This is a genomic window from Streptomyces sp. NPDC017993 (assembly GCF_044328065.1).
GTDB lineage: Bacteria > Actinomycetota > Actinomycetes > Streptomycetales > Streptomycetaceae > Streptomyces.
In genome coordinates, this window is the sequence record NZ_JBIRGO010000006.1 from 366,054 (window position 1) to 382,633 (window position 16,580).

Genomic DNA, 16,580 nt, shown 5'->3' on the forward strand with positions numbered 1-16,580 from the left:
TGTGGGGTCTCGACTTGCGTGGGTCCAGCCGCCACGGCCGAACCCCGCACGCGGCCGACCCGCCTATTACGGCTGTGTCGCGATCTGGATCAGGTTGCCGCAGGTGTCGTCGAAGACGGCGGTGGTGACCGGGCCCATCTCCAGGGGCTCCTGGGTGAAGGTGACGCCGAGCCCGCGCAGGCGCTCGTACTCCGCCTTCACGTCGTCGACGGCGAACTGGGCGAGCGGGATGCCGTCCTCTACGAGCGTGTCGCGGTAGGTCTTGACGGCCGGGTGGCCGGCGGGCTCCAGGAGGAGTTCGGTGCCGCCGGGCTCGTCGGGCGAGACGACGGTCAGCCACCGGTCCTTCTCGCCCACCGGGACGTCGTACTTCTTCACGAAGCCGAGGATCTCGGTGTAGAAGCGCAGGGCCTTGGCCTGGTCGTCGACGAAGACGCTGGTCAGATGGATCTTCATGGGGTGTTCTCCTCCGGTCCGGATGATTCGGGCACGAGCCATCGCTCGGCTATCTGCCGCAGCGGGGCCGTGTTCAGGTCGTGGAACTTGTAGCGGCCCTCCCGCCTGGTCTCGACGAGCCCGGCGGCCTCCAGCACGGCGAGGTGCTGGGAGACCCCCTGGCGCGAGATCCCGAGCTGGTGCTTCATGCTCAGTCGCGAGCAGATCTCGAACAGTGTCTGTCCGGACTTCTCCACAAGCTCGTCGAGGATGGTGCGGCGAGTGGGGTCGGCCAAGGCTTTGAAAAGGTCGTCGGCCACCATCGCAGGATAGGCAACTACTCACTTGCCTATCAAGTCGAGGCGCGCCGCGTACCGAGTCGGCCCGCCGTCGGCAGGCGCAGGTCCGCGGGCGGCGTCGCGGTAGGCGGCAAGCTTGCCGACGCCAAGAGCCGCGGTCATCTCCCGGCCGCGTCGAGGAGGATCCGCACCAGCTCACGCGGCGGGGAGAACATCGGCATCTCCCGCCCCTGCCACCAGCCGGAGGCGAAGGCATCCCCGTCGGCCGGGCCGGTGGAATCGACGAAGACCACGCGGGCCGGCCGGTCACCGATCCGTTCAACGGCCAGGCCGACCGGGATGCCGGAGTAGCTGTGGCCCACCAGGACGACATCGAGGCCGTCCTCGCTCTTGCTTGTGCCCGACGTCGCGACAACTGGGCGGATGCAAGAGCCTGCGAGACGGAATCGGGTCGTCGTCTCAGGTGACGTTGCCTCTCAGGTGCGCTTCTGCGGCGTCGTCTCAGTTGATGTTGCCGGAGCGTGGGCCGTCCGCCTTTCACTGCGCGCCCCTCGATCGAATGCCCGCATCGTGGTGTGCCGCACTTCGTTTCCCGAGCCGGCGATCCCGGTCACCGCGACAGTCACGACGCGCGTCCTGACGTCAGTGGCGTCCGTAGGCACGGGCGAGTACGCCCACGGTGGCGGCCATGGCCTGCCGCAGGTCGGTCGGCGCGACGACCTCGACGTCGATACCGAGCCGCAGCAGCTCACCGCAGGCGTGCTCGGTGCTCTCCGTCGGAATGACCGCCTCGACCCATCCGTCGTCGCCGACGGCGGTCGCGGTGGAGTCGACGGCCCGCACCACCTCCGGAGGAAGATTGTCCGGCAGGCGTCGGCGTCCCTGTGGGGACAAGCGGATGGTGGCCGAGCCGGTGAAGCGGCGTGCCTGGAAATCGTCGAGATAGGAGGTCCAGTACGCGCCCAGGTCGAAGTCCTGCGGCCGATCGAACCGCTCGTCGCTCAGCACCGTGTCGAGGACTTGGGTGACCCGGTAGGTCGCGATCCGACTCTCCGCAGCGGCCACGAGATACCAGATTCCGGACTTGAGTACCAGGCCATAGGGGCGGAGACGGCGACGCACCTCTTGCGGCGCGCGCCAACGGCGGTAGAGGACGTCCACCGCACGCCGGGTGAGCACGGCGTCGACGAACAGGGGGAGATACGGCGTCTGTTCAGGCTCCCGGTACCAAGCCGGAGCGTCCAGGTGGAACACCGCCGCGGTCCGCGCCGCCTCCTCACGCAGTTCCGCCGGCAGCGCGGCCAGCAGCTTCAGCCGTGCTGCCATCACCTCCGCCGCGAGCCCCAGATCGGCGGCGGGGCCGGGCAGCCCGGCGAAGAACAGCGCCCGTGCCTCGCCCTGGCTCATCCCGGTCAGGCGGGTGCGATAGCCGTCGAGCAGCTGGTAACCGCCTCCGCGGCCCGGCTCCGCATAGACCGGGACCCCGGTGGCCTGCAGACGCGCCAGGTCACGGTATGCGGTCCGCACGGACACTCCCAGCTCGTCGGCGATTCCCCGCGCGGACATCCGCCCACGGGATTGCAGCAACAGCAGTACCGACAGCAATCGACCAGCAGACATGGGCGCATTCTCCCCGGAAACCCTGACAGCCCCTGACACACGGCTGTCCTACCGTCAGTCCACGCCCAGCTCCGACCGAACGAGCGGGGAACTCATGCCCGGAAGAGAACTGAACAGGAGCATGCCGTGACGCCTACCGATCCTGTCGGCCGCCCCGCCGTGATCGAGCTTCGCCAGTACACGCTGCGTCCCGGCCGACGCGAGGAACTCATCGAGCTGTTCGACCAGGAGTTCGTCGAAACCCAGGAAGAGGCCGGGATGTTCGTGCTCGGCCAGTTCCGAGACCTCGACGCCCCGGACCGCTTCGTCTGGCTGCGCGGGTTCCGGGACATGGCAGCACGACACCGCGCGCTGACAGCCTTCTACGACGGCCCCGTCTGGGCCAAGCACGGCCCCCAGGCCAACGCCACCATGATCGACTCCGACGACGTCCTGCTGCTGCGCCCCCTGCCGGAAGAGGACGGCTTCGCCCTCTCCCCGTCCGAGCGTCCCCGGGTCGGCGCTCCCGCACCGGACCGATTCGTGTCCGCCACCGTGTGGTCCTTCCCTCCCGGACGACCCGACGGCGTCGCACTTTTCCGGGACGGGCTCCTTCCCGTCCTGCACACGACAGGGCCCGCACCGCTCGCCGCCCTCACCACCGAGACAGCACACAACACATTCCCCAGGCTGCCCGTCCGCAGCAGGGAGAACGTCGCCGCGGTCTTCACCTCTTACCCCGACGAGAGCACTTACCGACAGCACCTCGCCGATGTACAGGCCCATCCCCTCGCGCGGGACGAGCTCCTGCCGGGCATCGAGCGAGAACAGACAGCGGCCCCCCGGATACTGCGGCTGGCGCCTACAGGCCGCTCAGTCCTCTCCTGACCCGTCGTGCCTCACCCTCTTCGTGGCGCTGTTCGGGGAACGGTCACCGTGACCGTTCCCCGAACGCTTCCGCTTTCTCCACTGCTCAGGTACCGCAACGTAGCGGAGCGGTCCGACAACCGCCCCGGAACGCTTTCGACCCGCGTCCTAGAGCCAGCCCGCCCCCTGGGAGATGCGGATGGCGTCGACCCTGTTGCGGGCTCCGGTCTTGCGGTTGATCGCGGCCATGTAGTTGCGGACCGTGCCGTTGCTCAGATGCAGCTCACGAGCGATTTCGGGGACCGAAGCGCCGCCGGCGGCGAGCGTCAGCACTGACAACTCGCGTTCCGTCAGCGGCATTTCGGTGGCTTGCAGAAAGTCCACCGCGAGCGAGCTGTCGACATAGCGCTGCCCGGCAGCCACCAGCCGTATCGCACGGAGCAGGCGCACCGGAGGGGTGTCCTTGTCCACGATGCCCAGGGCACGGGCGGCCACGGCGCGGCGCAGCACTCCTGGCCGGCACGCCGTGGCCAAAACCAGCAGCGCGCATCCCGGCCCCCCGGGCCCGTTCGGGGACTCCGCGGTGCCGGGTGCGTCGCCGTCGACGATGCAGACCTGCGGACGGAACGCCCGCGCACGGCCGGGCGCTTTGTTCCAGGGGGCCGCGGCGACCTCGATGTCCTCCTCGTCGCTCAGTAACGCGGTGAGCGCGGAGCGCATCAGCCAGGTGTCGTGCACGAATAAAACCCGGATCACGTTCGCCCCTGTTCCTGAAGTTTCGAACCTTGCACCGAGCACGTCCATTAGTACCCGGTTCGAACGAAACGCGGTCTTCGCTTTTCGGCCATTGGGGCGCACGCCGGAGCGCACAAATTCCTATTGCGCGCCTACCAAGCCGAGGGACGCTCGGGCGACGCGCCGCCCGCACCGCACCGAGGGGGCAGCCCGCCGGCGAGCCGGCGCAATCAGGGTGGATACGGAGGGCGGCCCCCGGCAGAGGAAGGCGAGCCGGCGACCAGCCCGCGGCGGGCGAGCGCCTGCAGGAAGTCGTTCAGATCGAGATCCGCCGACGTGGTGCCCCGCACCCGCACGAAGGAGTAGACGTTCCAGCCGATGTCGCCGACATGCAGGTCCCAGGCGGCGCCGTCGACCTGCACGGTCTCTCTCCGGGTGCCCAGCGGTGCCGCACCGCCGTCTCTGGCCAGCCAGATCATGACCTCGTGCCGGGGGTCGCTCTGCCAGTCCGCGTCGGCCTTGTCGTGCAGCCACAGGTCGTAGGCGACGTTGTACACGCTGTCCTGCGACTCGGTGACCTGGTACTCCCACTTCGACCGCACCGGGGTTCTCGCGGAAATCCTGACCGGCAGCCCGGTCTCCTGCGACTTCCAGCCCCAGTGCCGGCCAAGGACGCTGCCGGCGTAGGACTTCACAGCGGTGTGCCCGCCCGACCACTCATAGGCGGTGCCCCAGCCGATGGTGCTGCAAGACCGATAGTTGTCCCAAATGCAGCTCGAGCCGCCGCCGTTGTCGGCTCCCCAGGTGTTGTTGTTGAGCCAGTATTTGCCCATGCCGATGGACTCGTAGGCCCCACAGCCACTGGCGGCACGGGCCCGTTGCGATGACACGTCGACGGCATAGAGGCTCAGTCCGGCGAGAGCGGCGAGTGTGACCGTCACGGCGGAGAAACGTCTGCCGGCGAGCCGGTGGCGTCCGAGGCGTGACATGGGCAACGACATTTCGCGTGAGGGAGGTTATGCCACTCAGTCGCCGCGGACGCCCCAAAGGTTGCCGTCGGGATCACCGTGTGCCGGTGATCCGTTCCGTGACTCCGCCGGTGGAGGCAGAGGGCAACCTTTCGGCGCGCGGCGGCGACCAGTGGGTGTCAGCGAGCCGGACGCACGGTCCGCTCGCGCCCCGTGGAAGGGAACCATCCGCTGTGAGCAGCACCGCAGGACGCCATCGGCGCACTCGTACGCTTTCGCTCGCCGGCACGACCGCGGCCGCTTTAGGCGTCGCCGGCTATCTGGCGCTGCCGTCCCACGACGCCCGCGCCTCCTCCGCCACCGTGGTGGTGTCCAGTACGGCAGCCCTGGAGAGCGCGGTCCGCGACGCCCGGGCCGGTACGGTCATCCAGGTGCGGGGCGGCACGTATTACCCGGCCGATACGCTCAAGTCCTCGGCCGACGGCACCGCGTCGAGCCGGATCACCCTCAGCCCGTACGGGTCCGAGAAAGTGAAGATTGACGGATCGAAGCTGCCGGCCGGCTCCTGGCTCGCGGCGATCCAAGGCGACTACTGGACGGTCTCGGGCATGCAGTTCCAGCGCTCGCCCGCACACGGCGTGGTCGTCACCTCGTCGTCGGGCGGAATCTTCAGAAATCTCACCACCAACGACAACGGCGACTCCGGATTCACCCTGCGCGGCGAGAACTGCAACGACAACCTCATCGCGAACCTGGACTCCTACGGCAATTACGACCCGGCACACCACGGGCAGAACGCCGATGGTCTCGCGGTCAAGTTCGGCTCCGGCAGCGGCAACAAGGTCACCGGGGCGCGGCTGTTCCACAACGCCGACGACGGCATGGATCTGTGGCAGTGGGCCAGCGCGGTCACCGTCGAGCACTCCTGGGCGTACGGCAACGGCAAGAACCGCTGGAGCGACCCGGCGTTCGAGGGCAACGGCAACGGCTTCAAGCTCGGCGGCGGCGGAGCGACGGCCGCGCATCTGGTGAACAACAACGCGACCTGGGACAACGCGTCGCACGGCTTCACCGAGAACAGCAACACCGGTGCCATCGCGGTCAACCGAAACACCGCTTACCGGAACGCGGATACCGGCTTCTACTTCGCGACCGGACGGGCCCGGCTCGCCGCGAATCTGGCCGTCGGTGGAGCGGCCGAGGCGAAGCTCGGCGGCTCCACCGTCTCCGCGCGCAACAACTGGGACCCGGGCATTCCCATCCCCGCTGTGAACGAGTCCGGGGCGGCCTCGGCCCAGGGTGCCCGTAAGACGGACGGCTCCCTGCCCGCGACCGACTTCCTCAGGGTGAGCGGCGGCGGGATCGGATCCACCATGGACTGACGCGGGTCAGGGCCCGTGACGAGCCGGCTTCCTGCGGCACAGCACCGCAGGAAGCCGGCTCCTCGTCCCCTCCCCGCGTTCAGTCGCTGCTGACGTTCCCGGGCGCATAACGGCAGTTGATCCCATCGGGGCCACTACCGGTCCTGGCCGGCTCCGCCCCGGTGTTGTTGCCCAGGTAGCGCACGCAGGGCTCGATGCCGGTACTGGGCTCGATGCCACCGCTGTCCCCGTGGAGTCGGATGTCGCGCAGCTCCGCGATGTCGCCGTAGTTGACGTTGATCGCGGCTATCTCCTTGCCCGGAGCGGTGAGGTCGACGTCGTGCACGATGACGGACCGGCGGTACTGCGTACGGCAGTTGGCGCACGAGCCGACCAGCTTGCCGAAGTCGACGGCCTGGAATCCGCTCAGCTTCAGCTTGCCCATGCCGTTGAACTGAAAGACGGTGTCGGCCGCATGCCGCGCGCCGCCCCCGGTCACCGTGTACACGGCATCCGCCGACGTCCCCTCGAACGTGGCGGCCTCCTCGCCGACGTCCTCCCACCACACGTTCCGCAGGGTGCAACTGCCCAGGCAGTGGACGCCATCAGCCCCGGAAGGGCTCAGCACGACGTTCGTGAGCTCAGCGCCGTCCTTGAGCGTGAAGACGGCGTCGCGGCCGTCGCCCTGGCCGCCGTCGCCCAGCTCGCCGCCGGCGCGGTAGCGCTTGAGACCGCCGTCAAAGGTGCCGGACACCTCTATCGTCTCGGTGACCGCCTTGCCGCCGCTGGGCGACGGCCATGAGCCGGCCGCACCGGCGGGTGCCAGCAGCACGCTGGTGGTGAGGGCGGCTCCGGTCATGCCCAGTGCGGCGACCAACCCGGCCAGGGTGCGCCGGCGCTGCACACGGCGCCTGTGGATCCTGCGTCGTTGAGCTCGGGTGGTCATCGGTGGTTCCTCCGTTGTGGGGGGACTGGGCTTGCGCCCTTGAGCTGCCGTCGGGGAGCAGGGGGTTGCCACGCCGCCCTACCGTGCCGGTCCGTGGTCGGCGCGCCCTGGGGCGAAGTCCCCACGGACGGTGAGGTTCTGCCCTCCCGCGCGCCCACGAGCCGTATACGTGTCGTACTCGGCGGACCGGCCGCCTTCCGCGTGGTTGTACTGTCCGGCGAACACATGCCGTCCCGCCGGGACCGTTCTGCCGTCCTTGAGAATCCAGCGGTAGACCAGTGCGTCCCGCTGCCGGCTCACGGACACGCTGAAGTCCTCTGCCGGGCGGGTCCGCCAGTTCCCGGTGCTCAGCACGCCCCCGGTCCGGACGATGCGCAGTTCGACCGTGAGGGCGGTCAAGGGCTTGCGGACATCGAGGGTGACCTCGCTCTGGGTCCAGTAGCGGTTGCTCCCCGGGTCGAGGGCGCCCTCGGACCGGAGCGGGCCGTCTTCGGGGTGCGGGGCGGCCGGCGGGGAAGCGGCCGACGGACGCGGGGAGGCAGGGCCGGCGGGCACCCGGTGGTCCTGCTCGCCGTGATGGAGGGACGTGGCCACGGCGTAGCCGCCGACCAGCAGCAGCGCTGCGGCTCCCGTTGCCATGGCGACTCGTGGCCAGCCCGCGGTGACGCCTCGTGGAGGCCGCCGCCCGGTCCGGGCGGAGCGCTCCATCCCGCTCTCCACGCGCGCCAGCATCCGCGCCCGATCGGGTTCGTGTTCCTCGGCCGCCGCGCGCAGCTGCCCGCCCAGATCGTCCATCAGTTCCCGCCCCCGACGAGTTCCCCGGCACGTGCGCCCAGGATCCTTTCCAGTTCCGCCATGCCCTTGGAGGTCTGGCTCTTCACCGTACCGACGGAGATGCCCAGCGCGAGCGCGGTCTCCTTCTCCGTGAGATCGAGCGCGTGCCGCAGAACGACGCACGCGCGCTTGCGGTCCGGCAGCCTGCGCAGGGCCTGTCGTACGTCCACGACCGCCGCGACGTCGGGGCCCTCGGTGCGGTCGCTCCGCGGCGCCCAGAACAGGGCGATCCGACGACGTTCCCGTACGGCACTGCGCACACGGCTGCGCGCCATGTTCGCCACCACGCCGCGTGCGTAGGCGACCCGGTGGTCGGCGCTTCGTACCCGGTCCCAGCGCTGCCATAACGCGACGAGCGCATCCGCGGCGAGGTCGTCCGCGGACTCCGCCTCGCCGGTCAACAGATGGGCGAAGCGGGCGAGTTCGGCGTGGTGCCGCTCGAAGAACTCGTGGAATTCAGCGGATACGTCATTGACGACCATGTCCGCTCAAGCCTCTCATCATGACGCGCCCATGCCCAGGCTTGTTACCAGGAGAGAGGGAGAATAGCAGCGGACGATGAGGCGACGGCGGGCGGGTTCTGACGGAGAGAAAGCATTCGGTGGCCGCGGCATGGTTGCCGACGCCGCCCGCGATGATGCGGGCCAACGGGGCGCTCGGCTTCCTCGCGTTCGCTGTGTGGGCCAGTAGGCGAATGAGAGCGACGGCGGGGGCAGCCTCAGCCGCGAGGCGTCCTGAGCGGTCGCGCCGAGCAAGGGACCGAGCGAAGACCTGAGCCGCGGTCGTGCGTTCCCCGGGCTGCGCGCCGTTCAGGTCAGCTGATCGGCCGCACACTCGACGATGCGCGGCGGCTCCTGGGTGAAGTCGCTGTACCGCACCCAGTGCGGCCGCACGCGCACGTGGGTGATGCCGGGCCACGCCAATCGGTCGCGGCCATCCGGATAGGCATCGAAGTAGCACTCCTGGAGGCGCTGGAGTTCACGGCCTTCAGGGAAGTCGGCGACACCCTCGATCTGTGCCGTGATCGCGTCGTCCCATCCGATGACGAGCGCGATCCGCGGATCGACCCGCAGGTTGCGGTACTTGCGCGTCGTGTCGACGGTGTCGAACACGATCTCCAGTGCGTCACTCACGGCGAACCCCACAACAGCGGCCTGGGGCGCGCCTTCCGGCGTGACGGAGGTCTGGACGGCGAGCCGGTACCTCCGCAGGAACCGCGTCAGATCGTCGCGCTGCACGCCAACCTCCTCTCACCGGGACGGGCCGGGACCGTTCCGTGCGTCGGGCACGTGCCGCCTGCTCCCCTACTGTCCGCGGCCGGTGACATAGTCACGAGCCCGGTCGACAAGACCGACCCCGGGGGCCAGCAGCTTGTTGGCAGGCGGCGTGCTGGGGGCGGCGGGATGCGGACGCGTGGGGGCGGTCTTCTTCGCATCGCGGACCTTGTTGCCGAGACTCTCCAGGACGTACGGGTGGCAGGACTCGCGGAGTTGGACGAACAGGTTGCGTTCCTCGTCCTCGACATGAGCCATGACTTCCGTCCGTACCTTGGCGACGAGCCGGTCGAAGTCGCTGTCGTCCGCCTCGAGGCCCTCCAGATCCTTCAGCCGTTGCTCGACCCGAGCGTGATCGTCGATCTCCTTGTCCGCGAGGGCATCACCTCCCTGTACGTGCTCGCGGACGGCCGGGTAGAGATGCTGCTCCTCGGCGACGGAGTGCCGCACCAGCTCGATGGTCAGCGCGTCGAGGAGCGACTTGCGATCCGCGCTGCCCGAAGGAGCCTGCGCGAACTGCTCGAAGAGCCTGTCCACCTCACGGTGGTCAGTGGTGAGTTCCTCGATGACGTCTCCGCCATGCCCCATGAGAAATACGCCTCCTGGTGACGCGTGCGCCTGCCCGGACGGCCCGGAGCGCCAAGGGACGCGTTCCCTTCACCCAGGGCGGATAACGAGTCGTCGTACGGATTCCGCCGGATGCCCGGCGTCGGCCGACGGGGCGAGCCGCGGCGGGACGACGGTGGCCGGCCGGCCCCCTGCCGGTGCCGGGGCCGGCTCAGGCCGCTCCGGGTCGGGGTCGCGACCGGGCTCCGGCGGCGGTACGGGTTCGGGATGGACGGGATCGAGGGGCCCGGGTGGCGGCGGGTCGGGCACCGGCCGGCCGGGCGGATCGCTCCCCGGCGGCGGCTTCGGGTCCCGCTCCGCCCGCGACGTGCCTGTCTGCGGAGGCGGCATGACCGGACGGGAGCGGGCTGTGGCGGGGCCGACTGATCCGAGCCGACCGGTGGCGAGGGGGTTCGGGCGCACGTTTGTCTCCAGAGTGTCGAAGATTCTCGAATGAGGGCGATGGGAGGTGAAGGAGCCGGCGCCCCCGCGGGGGCTCTGGCCGAGGGGCTCCGGGCAGTGGCCCGCGCTCCCCCGTCCGCGCTTTGCTTCGTACTGCTTCATCCGGCGCGTGTGCCCTGTTCATGACGGCTCAAGCTCAGGGCGGATCGAGCTCGGCCGGATCGGGCTCAGGGCGGATCGGACTCAGGGCTGGGGGCTGAGGGCCTGTTCCCGTACGTAGTCGCACGAGCGCCGCAGCAGCCGCGAGACGTGCATCTGCGAAAGACCGATCTGGGCGGCGATCTCGCTCTGCGTCAGCCCCATGAAGAAGCGCAGATACAGGATGCGCCGCTCGCGCTCCGGCAGCAGTCGCAGTGCCGGTGCCGCCGCCTCCCGGTCGTCCACCAGCCCGAGAGCCGGATCCTCCTGCCCCACCCGGTCGCTGAGCGTGTGGTTCTCCTCGCCGCTGATTGGACGTTCAAGGGACAGCGCGGTGAAGGTCTTCTGTGCGTCCAGGCCGATCAGCACGTCCTCAACGGGCAGGCCGGTATGCGCGGCCACGTCCTGGACAGTGATCGATTTGCGGTCCGGCCTGGCCGCGAGCTCTTCCCGCGCGCGGTGCACCTGCGCCCGCAGCTCCTGGGCGCGCCGGGGGACGTGTACAGCCCACATGGCGTCACGGAAGTGGCGTTTGATCTCACCGATGATGGTGGGCACCGCGAAGGCACCGAACGGCGTGCCCGTCTCCGGGTCGAACCGGTCGACGGCCTTCAGCAGGCCGACGGCAGCGACCTGGCGCAGGTCGTCATCGCTCTCGCCCCGGCCGTGGTAGCGCCGGGCGAGCCGGTGAGCCATCGGCAGCCAGGCGCGGACGATCTCCTCCCGCAGTTCCTGCCGGCGGGGGCCGTCCGGCAACGTCCTCAGCTCGGCAAACGCGGCACCGGTATCCGGGTCCTTCTGCGGATACCGATTGGGCCTGGCAAGGGAAGTCATCCGAACTCACGCCTTCCGATCGGTTGCCCCGTATCGCATCGCGTCCGGGCGGCGCTGCAGGCCGCCTGGCCTTCCCGTTCCGTCCACTCCACTCTGCGACAGTCGTCCCGCGCCCGCGACAGGGCTGGGTGGCGCGGGCAGTCGCGGGGCCGGCCTACGAGATCGGCACCGCGCCGGTAGCTCCCGGCGGCCGCGATCCGACCCGGCCAGGTGCGAGCCGTCAGCCGAATGCCGCGGTTCAGCGCGCTCCCCGCGACGGGATCGGGCCGGACGAGCGGCCGTGACCGTACGTAACCGACCACACCCGTTGCGCGCACAGGCCCGCACGGGACGCTCGCCCTGCCACCCCTCGGAACGTCCGGGCATTTGCCACATCCCACCCCCACCGCCGACGCTGGAGGAGTGGCCCTCGTTTCCGGGTCAGCGCGACGCTTCCGGGTCCGCACGAGTGACCCGGCCCGGATGCGTACCACCCGACGGGCCCCGATCATGGAGCCGTGGAGCCGCCGACGCGGCAAGGAGGCGACGCATGAAATTGCCTGACCAGGTCAAACGGCTGCTGACTCTCGGTGACTCACGGCACTTCGTGCCCGGTGAGAACGACAAGCCGCCCGCCGCCGACCAGCCTCAGGAGCGCACACGCCCGACAGAAACCAAACGCCGGAAACGGTCCAGCGCCGCCCATCGGTGACGCGAAACCGAGGGAGCCACAGTGACGAAGCACAAGAAGTCCTCGCAGCCGAAGATGGGCGAAGGCCCCAGCAGGCACAAGGGTTCCGACCAGCACGGTTGGTCACCCGACGTCGACGAGACGAAGCAGCAGAAGAACCCGAGCGCGGAACGGTCCTTCGACCCTCAGCGCCACGCCCCCGACAGTCCGCCCCGCAGGGAGACCGCGGAGGAGGACAAGGTTCCGTCGGCCAGCGAGGTCAAGAGCACGTCGCGCAGCGGTGAGCAGATCGCCGCCAAGGAGAGCGAGAAGGGCATGCGGGACACCGGTGAGAAGGGCCCGTCCCGGCGGCCCAGCGGGCGCAAGGACGCCGAGGCCCACACAGGGGTGGACCCGCAGAACCCCAAGCGCAACCCGTGACGCCACCCGTGGCCCCACCGCCCCGGCACCGCACCTACCGCGCAGAGCGGGCGCGGGGGCTTTACACCCACTGAGACCCCGGCCGGGAATCCCGGCCGGGGTCTCATTGCCCCAAGCGATCACCGCAACCCGCGTCCGGCCACATGCACATCCCGCCTCCTGCCGTCCCTGGCTACATACGGAACGTAGGGTTCGTCGGCCCGGATTGTTCATCGCGGAGCAGGACCCCCTCACCCCCCGCCCCTAGCCTCGCTGCAACATCACCAACGAGGGGCGGTACCGGTGAACTGGCTCATCCACGACTACCGCGAGAACGATCTCGCCGAAGTGGTCCACCTGATCGACTCCACGGCCGAGCTCGGGCAGGAATCGGTCTTCTCGCTGGCCGAATGCATCAGCGCCCTGACCTCCCGGCAGCCCGCGGTGGTGGCCGTCCACCAGGGAGTGCCCATCGGAACGGCGCTGGCCTGCGTGGCCGGTGAGCGAGGCTGGGTGATGCGGATCGCGATCTCCTCCGCCTGGCGCGGCCGGGGCTTGGCGAGTGCGTTGCTGGTGGAGCTGGAACGGCGGCTGATCGCCGCCCGGGTGAGCCGTATCGCCTATGTGCTTCCCGAGGAGGACCTGCTCGGGGAGGGCCTGCTCAACGCCGGCTACACCCGGCAGCCCGCCGTGGCCTACTTCGAGAAGGTCGAACCGCACCACGGCCCGTCGGCGAGCCTTCTGGACGATCTGGGCGGCCGCTTCCTGCCCACCGACCTGTGGGCCAAGGTGGCGGGCATGGAGTCGGAGAAAGACCTGATCGAGCGGCGTGTCGTGCTGCCCCTGGCAGAGCCGGAGCGAGCGGCCCGGCACGGCGTGCGGCCGCCTCGCGCCATCGCCCTCTTCGGTCCCCCGGGCACCGGCAAGACCACCTTCGCCCGGGGTATCGCCTCCAAGCTCGGCTGGCCCTTCGTGGAGCTGCTGCCGTCCCGGCTGGCCGACGAGGGCAACCTCGCGGCCGCGCTGCGCACCGCGTTCGCGCGCATCGCGGAGCTGGAGCGGGTCCTGGTCTTCATCGACGAGGTCGAGGAGATCGCGCCGGTACGCAGCGAGCCCGCGCAGCCAGGGGGCCTGCACGGCGTGACCAATGAACTCCTCAAGCTCATACCCGGGTTCCGCGAGCGGGACGAGCGCCTGCTGGTGTGCGCGACCAACTCCATCCGCTCGCTCGACCCGGCGTTTCTGCGTCCCGGACGCTTCGACTATCTGATCCCGATCGGCACGCCGGACGCGGCCGCCCGGTCGGCGATCTGGTCGCGGTACACGGACGGCCGTGCCGAGGTGGACGTGGCGGCGCTGGTGGCGGCGACGGAGCTGTTCACGCCTGCCGACATCGAGCACGCGGCCCGGATCGCGGCCCAGGCGTCGTTCGAGCGCGATCTGGAGTCGATCGGCCTGGGCGCGGGCGCAACGGGCCGCCTCGGCGCCGGCACCGAGGACTATCTCGCCGCCATCGCCCGGTGCCGGCCGACGGTCACGCCCGCGATGATCGACGAATTCGACGCGGACATCACCGCCCACGCCCGCTGCTGAAGGACGGGCGCCCTGCGGCAAAAACTTGGGACAACAGCCGCGGGGCGCCCCCGAACCGAGCACCCGAACGTCTCTCCCTCACAGCGCAGTTGGCCATGCCGAAGCGGCCGCCGGTACACCCGCCCACGGGCCCGACGCCCGCCCTGCGGAGGACATCGGGCGCACTACGGACGGAGGACACAACCCTTGGCGACTCCTCCGCCGGGGCGATGCCGGCTCCGGCCCCCGCACGTAGCGTGACGTGCAGCGTCCAGGGGGACGTGTCATCGAGAGAAGCGGGGGCAGCGCATGTCGGAGATCGTCGACCTGGGCGCATACGGTACGGACTTCACCTCGGACCCCTATCCGTACTACGCCAAGTTGCGTGCCCAAGGGCCCGTACACCGTGCGCGGGTTCCCGAGGTCCAGGACATGTGGCTGGTCGTCGGCTACGAAGCGGTCCGGTCCGCGCTCACCGATCCCCGTCTGACGAAGGACTTTCGCACCTCCGGGCTTTACGACGCCGCTGCCCAGGAGTCGCCGCTGTTCACCCACATGCTGGACTCCGACCCGCCCCACCACACGCGGCTGCGGAAGCTGGTGGCCAGGGAGTTCACCTCCCGCCGCGTCGAGGCCCTGCGCCCGCGGGTGCAGCAGATCACCGACGAGCTGCTCGACGCGATGCTCGCCGTCCCCGACGGCCGCGCCGACCTCGTCGAGGCGCTCGCCTTCCCCCTGCCGATGACCGTCATCTGCGAACTCATCGGCGTCCCGGACATCGACCGGGAAGACTTCCGGGCCTGGTCGAACGAGCTCGTCGCACCGACCGCACCGGAAGCGACCCAGGCGGCCACCGAGGCGATGACCGCCTACCTCATCGGCCTCATCGAGGACAAGCGCCAGGAGCCGGGCGAGGACCTGCTCAGCGCCCTGATCCGCACCAGCGACGAGGACGGTGACCAGCTGTCCCGCGACGAGCTGGTCGGCATGGCGTTCCTGCTGCTGGTCGCCGGCCACGAGACGACCGTCAGCCTGCTGGCCAACGGCGTCCGTGCGCTGCTCAGCCACCCCGCCCAGCTGGCCGCGCTCCGGGCCGATCCCTCGCTCCTCGACAACGCCGTGGAGGAGATGCTCCGCTACGACGGTCCGGTGGAGACCTCGACCTGGCGCTTCACCTCCGAACCTGTCGAGATCGATGGCACGCTGATTCCCGCCCGGCAACCGGTGCTGGTCGTGCTCGCCTCCGCGTCCCGCGACCCCGAACGCTTCGATGCCGCCGACGACTTCGACATCACCCGCGAGACCCGCGGCCATGTCGCCTTCGGCCATGGCATCCACTTCTGCCTCGGCGCCCCGCTGGCCCGTCTGGAGGCCCGTATCGCCCTCCGCGCTCTGCTGGACCGCTGCCCGGACCTCGCCATGGACGCCGATCCGAACGCCCTGAACTGGCGCACCGGCATGCTCATCCGTGGCCCGGAGCAGCTTCCCATCCGCTGGACGAAGCCGAGCGCGTAGTTCCGGCGCGCTGCGGCCCCGCCCGACCCGGCGCGCCGGCCCCGCGTCAGCAGCTCAGGTTGTCACCAGGAGTGGTGCCCAGGATCTGAACGAAGCTCTGGTAGCTGTTGATCCGGCTCTGCACCTGGCCGGGGTTGCCGCCGTTGCACTCGATCGATCCGTTGATGCTGCGGATCGTCTCGCCGAAGCCGGCTCCGCTGACCATCGCCTGGTGCGGCGTCATCGTGCCGGGCCCGGTCTGGGTGTTCCAGTACCAGAGGGCGGTCTTCCAGGCGACGGCGGAATCCTGCTCGACGAGGTAGGGGTTGTTCAACAGGTCGATGCCCAAGGCGTCACCCGCCGCCTTGTAGTTGAAGTTCCAGCTGAGCTGGATGGGGCCGCGGCCGTAGTACGCCGCCTGGCCGGCCGGGCACCCGTACGGCTGGGTGGCGTCGCAGTAGTGCGGATAGTTCCCGGTGTTCTGCTCCACGATGTGGACCAGGCCGCCGGTTTCGTGGCTGACGTTCGCCAGGAATGCCGCCGCCTCCTGCCGCTTGACGGTGTCGCTCCCGGTGTTCGCGAATTCGGGATAGGCACTGAGCGCCGCCGTCAAACCGCTGTAGGTGTAGAACGCGTTCCGGTTCGGGAACATCTGGTTGAACTGCGCCTCGCTGACGACGAACCCCTCGGCCGACGCGTCAGAAGCGGCCGCCTCGGCGGCCCCGGACGCGGCACAGGCCCCTTGGTCCGACCAGACGGCGTCGTGTCCGGGTGCCTCACTGTGACTCCGCTGCTGCGCGGACCAGTTGTGTCCGCCGTACGACGTGGTCTTCCCGTCGGCGTAGGTGGCCGACGCGTCCCACGACGGGGCGCAGCCCGCCGCTGCCGCCGCCGGCACGACGGGCACGAAGAGGGCTACTCCCGCCGCCATGGTGGCGGCACTCAGCACGGCGGCAATACGTGACTTCATCGCGTGACTCCTTCGCGCGACCGGTCCCTTGACGGAGCACGGCCCCGCATGTGGGGGGGAAGTGGCGTGCGGAGGCGGTCCGTTGACGGTCTGCCATCACGCGGTCCGACGTCGCGA

Annotated in this window: 18 protein-coding genes and 1 pseudogene; 6 read left to right on the plus strand and 13 right to left on the minus strand. The window is 69.8% G+C overall.

Annotated features, from left to right (window positions below; all coding sequences use genetic code 11):
- Positions 1-66 precede the first annotated feature (66 nt).
- The 4 genes and pseudogenes from ACH4FH_RS13645 to ACH4FH_RS13660 all read right to left on the minus strand — a co-directional run bounded on the left by ACH4FH_RS13645 (position 67) and on the right by ACH4FH_RS13660 (position 2,354).
- Positions 67-456 (minus strand): VOC family protein, encoded by a 390-nt coding sequence (locus tag ACH4FH_RS13645; RefSeq protein WP_398555972.1) that lies wholly within the window; start codon positions 454-456, stop codon positions 67-69.
- Positions 453-755: an ArsR/SmtB family transcription factor gene (locus ACH4FH_RS13650; protein ID WP_398555973.1), complete on the minus strand. Its 303-nt coding sequence runs from the start codon at positions 753-755 to the stop codon at positions 453-455. The genes ACH4FH_RS13645 and ACH4FH_RS13650 overlap by 4 nt, the downstream gene beginning before the upstream one ends.
- Before the next feature lie 203 nt (positions 756-958).
- A pseudogene (locus ACH4FH_RS13655) lies at positions 959-1,108 on the minus strand (alpha/beta hydrolase); the annotation flags it as partial.
- A gap of 268 nt (positions 1,109-1,376) precedes the next feature.
- Positions 1,377-2,354: a helix-turn-helix transcriptional regulator gene (locus ACH4FH_RS13660; RefSeq protein WP_398555974.1), complete on the minus strand. Its 978-nt coding sequence runs from the start codon at positions 2,352-2,354 to the stop codon at positions 1,377-1,379.
- Positions 2,355-2,480: 126 nt separating this feature from the next.
- Between ACH4FH_RS13660 and ACH4FH_RS13665 the strand changes: the two genes are divergently transcribed.
- Complete coding sequence (locus ACH4FH_RS13665; protein WP_398555975.1) at positions 2,481-3,221, plus strand: NIPSNAP family protein; 741 nt, start codon at positions 2,481-2,483, stop codon at positions 3,219-3,221.
- A gap of 147 nt (positions 3,222-3,368) precedes the next feature.
- On the opposite strand, the gene ACH4FH_RS13670 is transcribed toward ACH4FH_RS13665, so the two are convergent.
- Both ACH4FH_RS13670 and ACH4FH_RS13675 read right to left on the minus strand, forming a co-directional pair.
- Positions 3,369-3,956 (minus strand): response regulator transcription factor, encoded by a 588-nt coding sequence (locus ACH4FH_RS13670; RefSeq protein WP_398555976.1) that lies wholly within the window; start codon positions 3,954-3,956, stop codon positions 3,369-3,371.
- 209 nt (positions 3,957-4,165) lie between these two features.
- Positions 4,166-4,876 carry an endo-1,4-beta-glucanase gene (locus tag ACH4FH_RS13675; RefSeq protein ID WP_398555977.1) on the minus strand — a complete coding sequence of 237 codons (711 nt, stop codon included), beginning with the start codon at positions 4,874-4,876 and terminating at the stop codon, positions 4,166-4,168.
- Positions 4,877-5,136: 260 nt separating this feature from the next.
- Between ACH4FH_RS13675 and ACH4FH_RS13680 the strand changes: the two genes are divergently transcribed.
- Complete coding sequence (locus tag ACH4FH_RS13680) at positions 5,137-6,285, plus strand: right-handed parallel beta-helix repeat-containing protein (RefSeq protein ID WP_398555978.1); 1,149 nt, start codon at positions 5,137-5,139, stop codon at positions 6,283-6,285.
- Positions 6,286-6,364: 79 nt separating this feature from the next.
- Here the strand turns inward: ACH4FH_RS13680 and ACH4FH_RS13685 are convergent, their stop codons facing one another.
- The 6 genes from ACH4FH_RS13685 to ACH4FH_RS13710 all read right to left on the minus strand — a co-directional run bounded on the left by ACH4FH_RS13685 (position 6,365) and on the right by ACH4FH_RS13710 (position 11,358).
- Positions 6,365-7,210, minus strand: a complete 846-nt coding sequence (locus ACH4FH_RS13685; RefSeq protein WP_398555979.1) for a pectate lyase — start codon at positions 7,208-7,210, stop codon at positions 6,365-6,367.
- A gap of 78 nt (positions 7,211-7,288) precedes the next feature.
- A complete protein-coding gene (locus tag ACH4FH_RS13690; RefSeq protein WP_398555980.1) occupies positions 7,289-8,005 on the minus strand; it encodes a hypothetical protein in 717 nt (238 codons plus the stop codon).
- Positions 8,005-8,526, minus strand: coding sequence for a SigE family RNA polymerase sigma factor (locus ACH4FH_RS13695; RefSeq protein WP_398555981.1), 522 nt, complete (start codon positions 8,524-8,526; stop codon positions 8,005-8,007). The genes ACH4FH_RS13690 and ACH4FH_RS13695 overlap by 1 nt, the downstream gene beginning before the upstream one ends.
- A 327-nt stretch (positions 8,527-8,853) precedes the next feature.
- A complete protein-coding gene (locus tag ACH4FH_RS13700) occupies positions 8,854-9,282 on the minus strand; it encodes a pyridoxamine 5'-phosphate oxidase family protein (RefSeq protein ID WP_398555982.1) in 429 nt (142 codons plus the stop codon).
- A 66-nt stretch (positions 9,283-9,348) separates the two neighbouring features.
- Complete coding sequence (locus ACH4FH_RS13705; protein WP_398555983.1) at positions 9,349-9,906, minus strand: hemerythrin domain-containing protein; 558 nt, start codon at positions 9,904-9,906, stop codon at positions 9,349-9,351.
- Positions 9,907-10,569: 663 nt separating this feature from the next.
- Positions 10,570-11,358 (minus strand): SigB/SigF/SigG family RNA polymerase sigma factor, encoded by a 789-nt coding sequence (locus ACH4FH_RS13710; protein WP_398555984.1) that lies wholly within the window; start codon positions 11,356-11,358, stop codon positions 10,570-10,572.
- Between the two features lie 529 nt (positions 11,359-11,887).
- Here ACH4FH_RS13710 and ACH4FH_RS13715 point away from each other — a divergent pair.
- The 4 genes from ACH4FH_RS13715 (at position 11,888) to ACH4FH_RS13730 (ending at position 15,514) form a co-directional block, all read left to right on the plus strand.
- On the plus strand, positions 11,888-12,049 hold the full coding sequence (locus ACH4FH_RS13715) for a hypothetical protein (RefSeq protein ID WP_398555985.1): 162 nt from the start codon (positions 11,888-11,890) through the stop codon (positions 12,047-12,049).
- Between the two features lie 21 nt (positions 12,050-12,070).
- Complete coding sequence (locus ACH4FH_RS13720) at positions 12,071-12,448, plus strand: hypothetical protein (protein WP_398555986.1); 378 nt, start codon at positions 12,071-12,073, stop codon at positions 12,446-12,448.
- 282 nt (positions 12,449-12,730) lie between these two features.
- On the plus strand, positions 12,731-14,020 hold the full coding sequence (locus ACH4FH_RS13725; protein ID WP_398555987.1) for an ATP-binding protein: 1,290 nt from the start codon (positions 12,731-12,733) through the stop codon (positions 14,018-14,020).
- A 288-nt stretch (positions 14,021-14,308) separates the two neighbouring features.
- On the plus strand, positions 14,309-15,514 hold the full coding sequence (locus ACH4FH_RS13730; protein ID WP_398555988.1) for a cytochrome P450: 1,206 nt from the start codon (positions 14,309-14,311) through the stop codon (positions 15,512-15,514).
- Between the two features lie 46 nt (positions 15,515-15,560).
- Here ACH4FH_RS13730 and ACH4FH_RS13735 read toward each other — a convergent pair whose 3' ends face one another.
- Positions 15,561-16,463 (minus strand): chitinase, encoded by a 903-nt coding sequence (locus tag ACH4FH_RS13735; RefSeq protein WP_398555989.1) that lies wholly within the window; start codon positions 16,461-16,463, stop codon positions 15,561-15,563.
- Positions 16,464-16,580 lie beyond the last annotated feature (117 nt).

Coding starts and splice junctions, on each gene's coding strand:
- ACH4FH_RS13695 (WP_398555981.1), bottom strand. CDS start 8,526: ATGGTCGTCAATGACGTATCCGCTGAATTCCACGAGTTCTTCGAGCGG.
- ACH4FH_RS13735 (WP_398555989.1), bottom strand. CDS start 16,463: ATGAAGTCACGTATTGCCGCCGTGCTGAGTGCCGCCACCATGGCGGCG.
- ACH4FH_RS13715 (WP_398555985.1), top strand. CDS start 11,888: ATGAAATTGCCTGACCAGGTCAAACGGCTGCTGACTCTCGGTGACTCA.
- ACH4FH_RS13660 (WP_398555974.1), bottom strand. CDS start 2,354: ATGTCTGCTGGTCGATTGCTGTCGGTACTGCTGTTGCTGCAATCCCGT.
- ACH4FH_RS13730 (WP_398555988.1), top strand. CDS start 14,309: ATGTCGGAGATCGTCGACCTGGGCGCATACGGTACGGACTTCACCTCG.
- ACH4FH_RS13690 (WP_398555980.1), bottom strand. CDS start 8,005: ATGGACGATCTGGGCGGGCAGCTGCGCGCGGCGGCCGAGGAACACGAA.
- ACH4FH_RS13645 (WP_398555972.1), bottom strand. CDS start 456: ATGAAGATCCATCTGACCAGCGTCTTCGTCGACGACCAGGCCAAGGCC.
- ACH4FH_RS13685 (WP_398555979.1), bottom strand. CDS start 7,210: ATGACCACCCGAGCTCAACGACGCAGGATCCACAGGCGCCGTGTGCAG.
- ACH4FH_RS13705 (WP_398555983.1), bottom strand. CDS start 9,906: ATGGGGCATGGCGGAGACGTCATCGAGGAACTCACCACTGACCACCGT.
- ACH4FH_RS13710 (WP_398555984.1), bottom strand. CDS start 11,358: ATGACTTCCCTTGCCAGGCCCAATCGGTATCCGCAGAAGGACCCGGAT.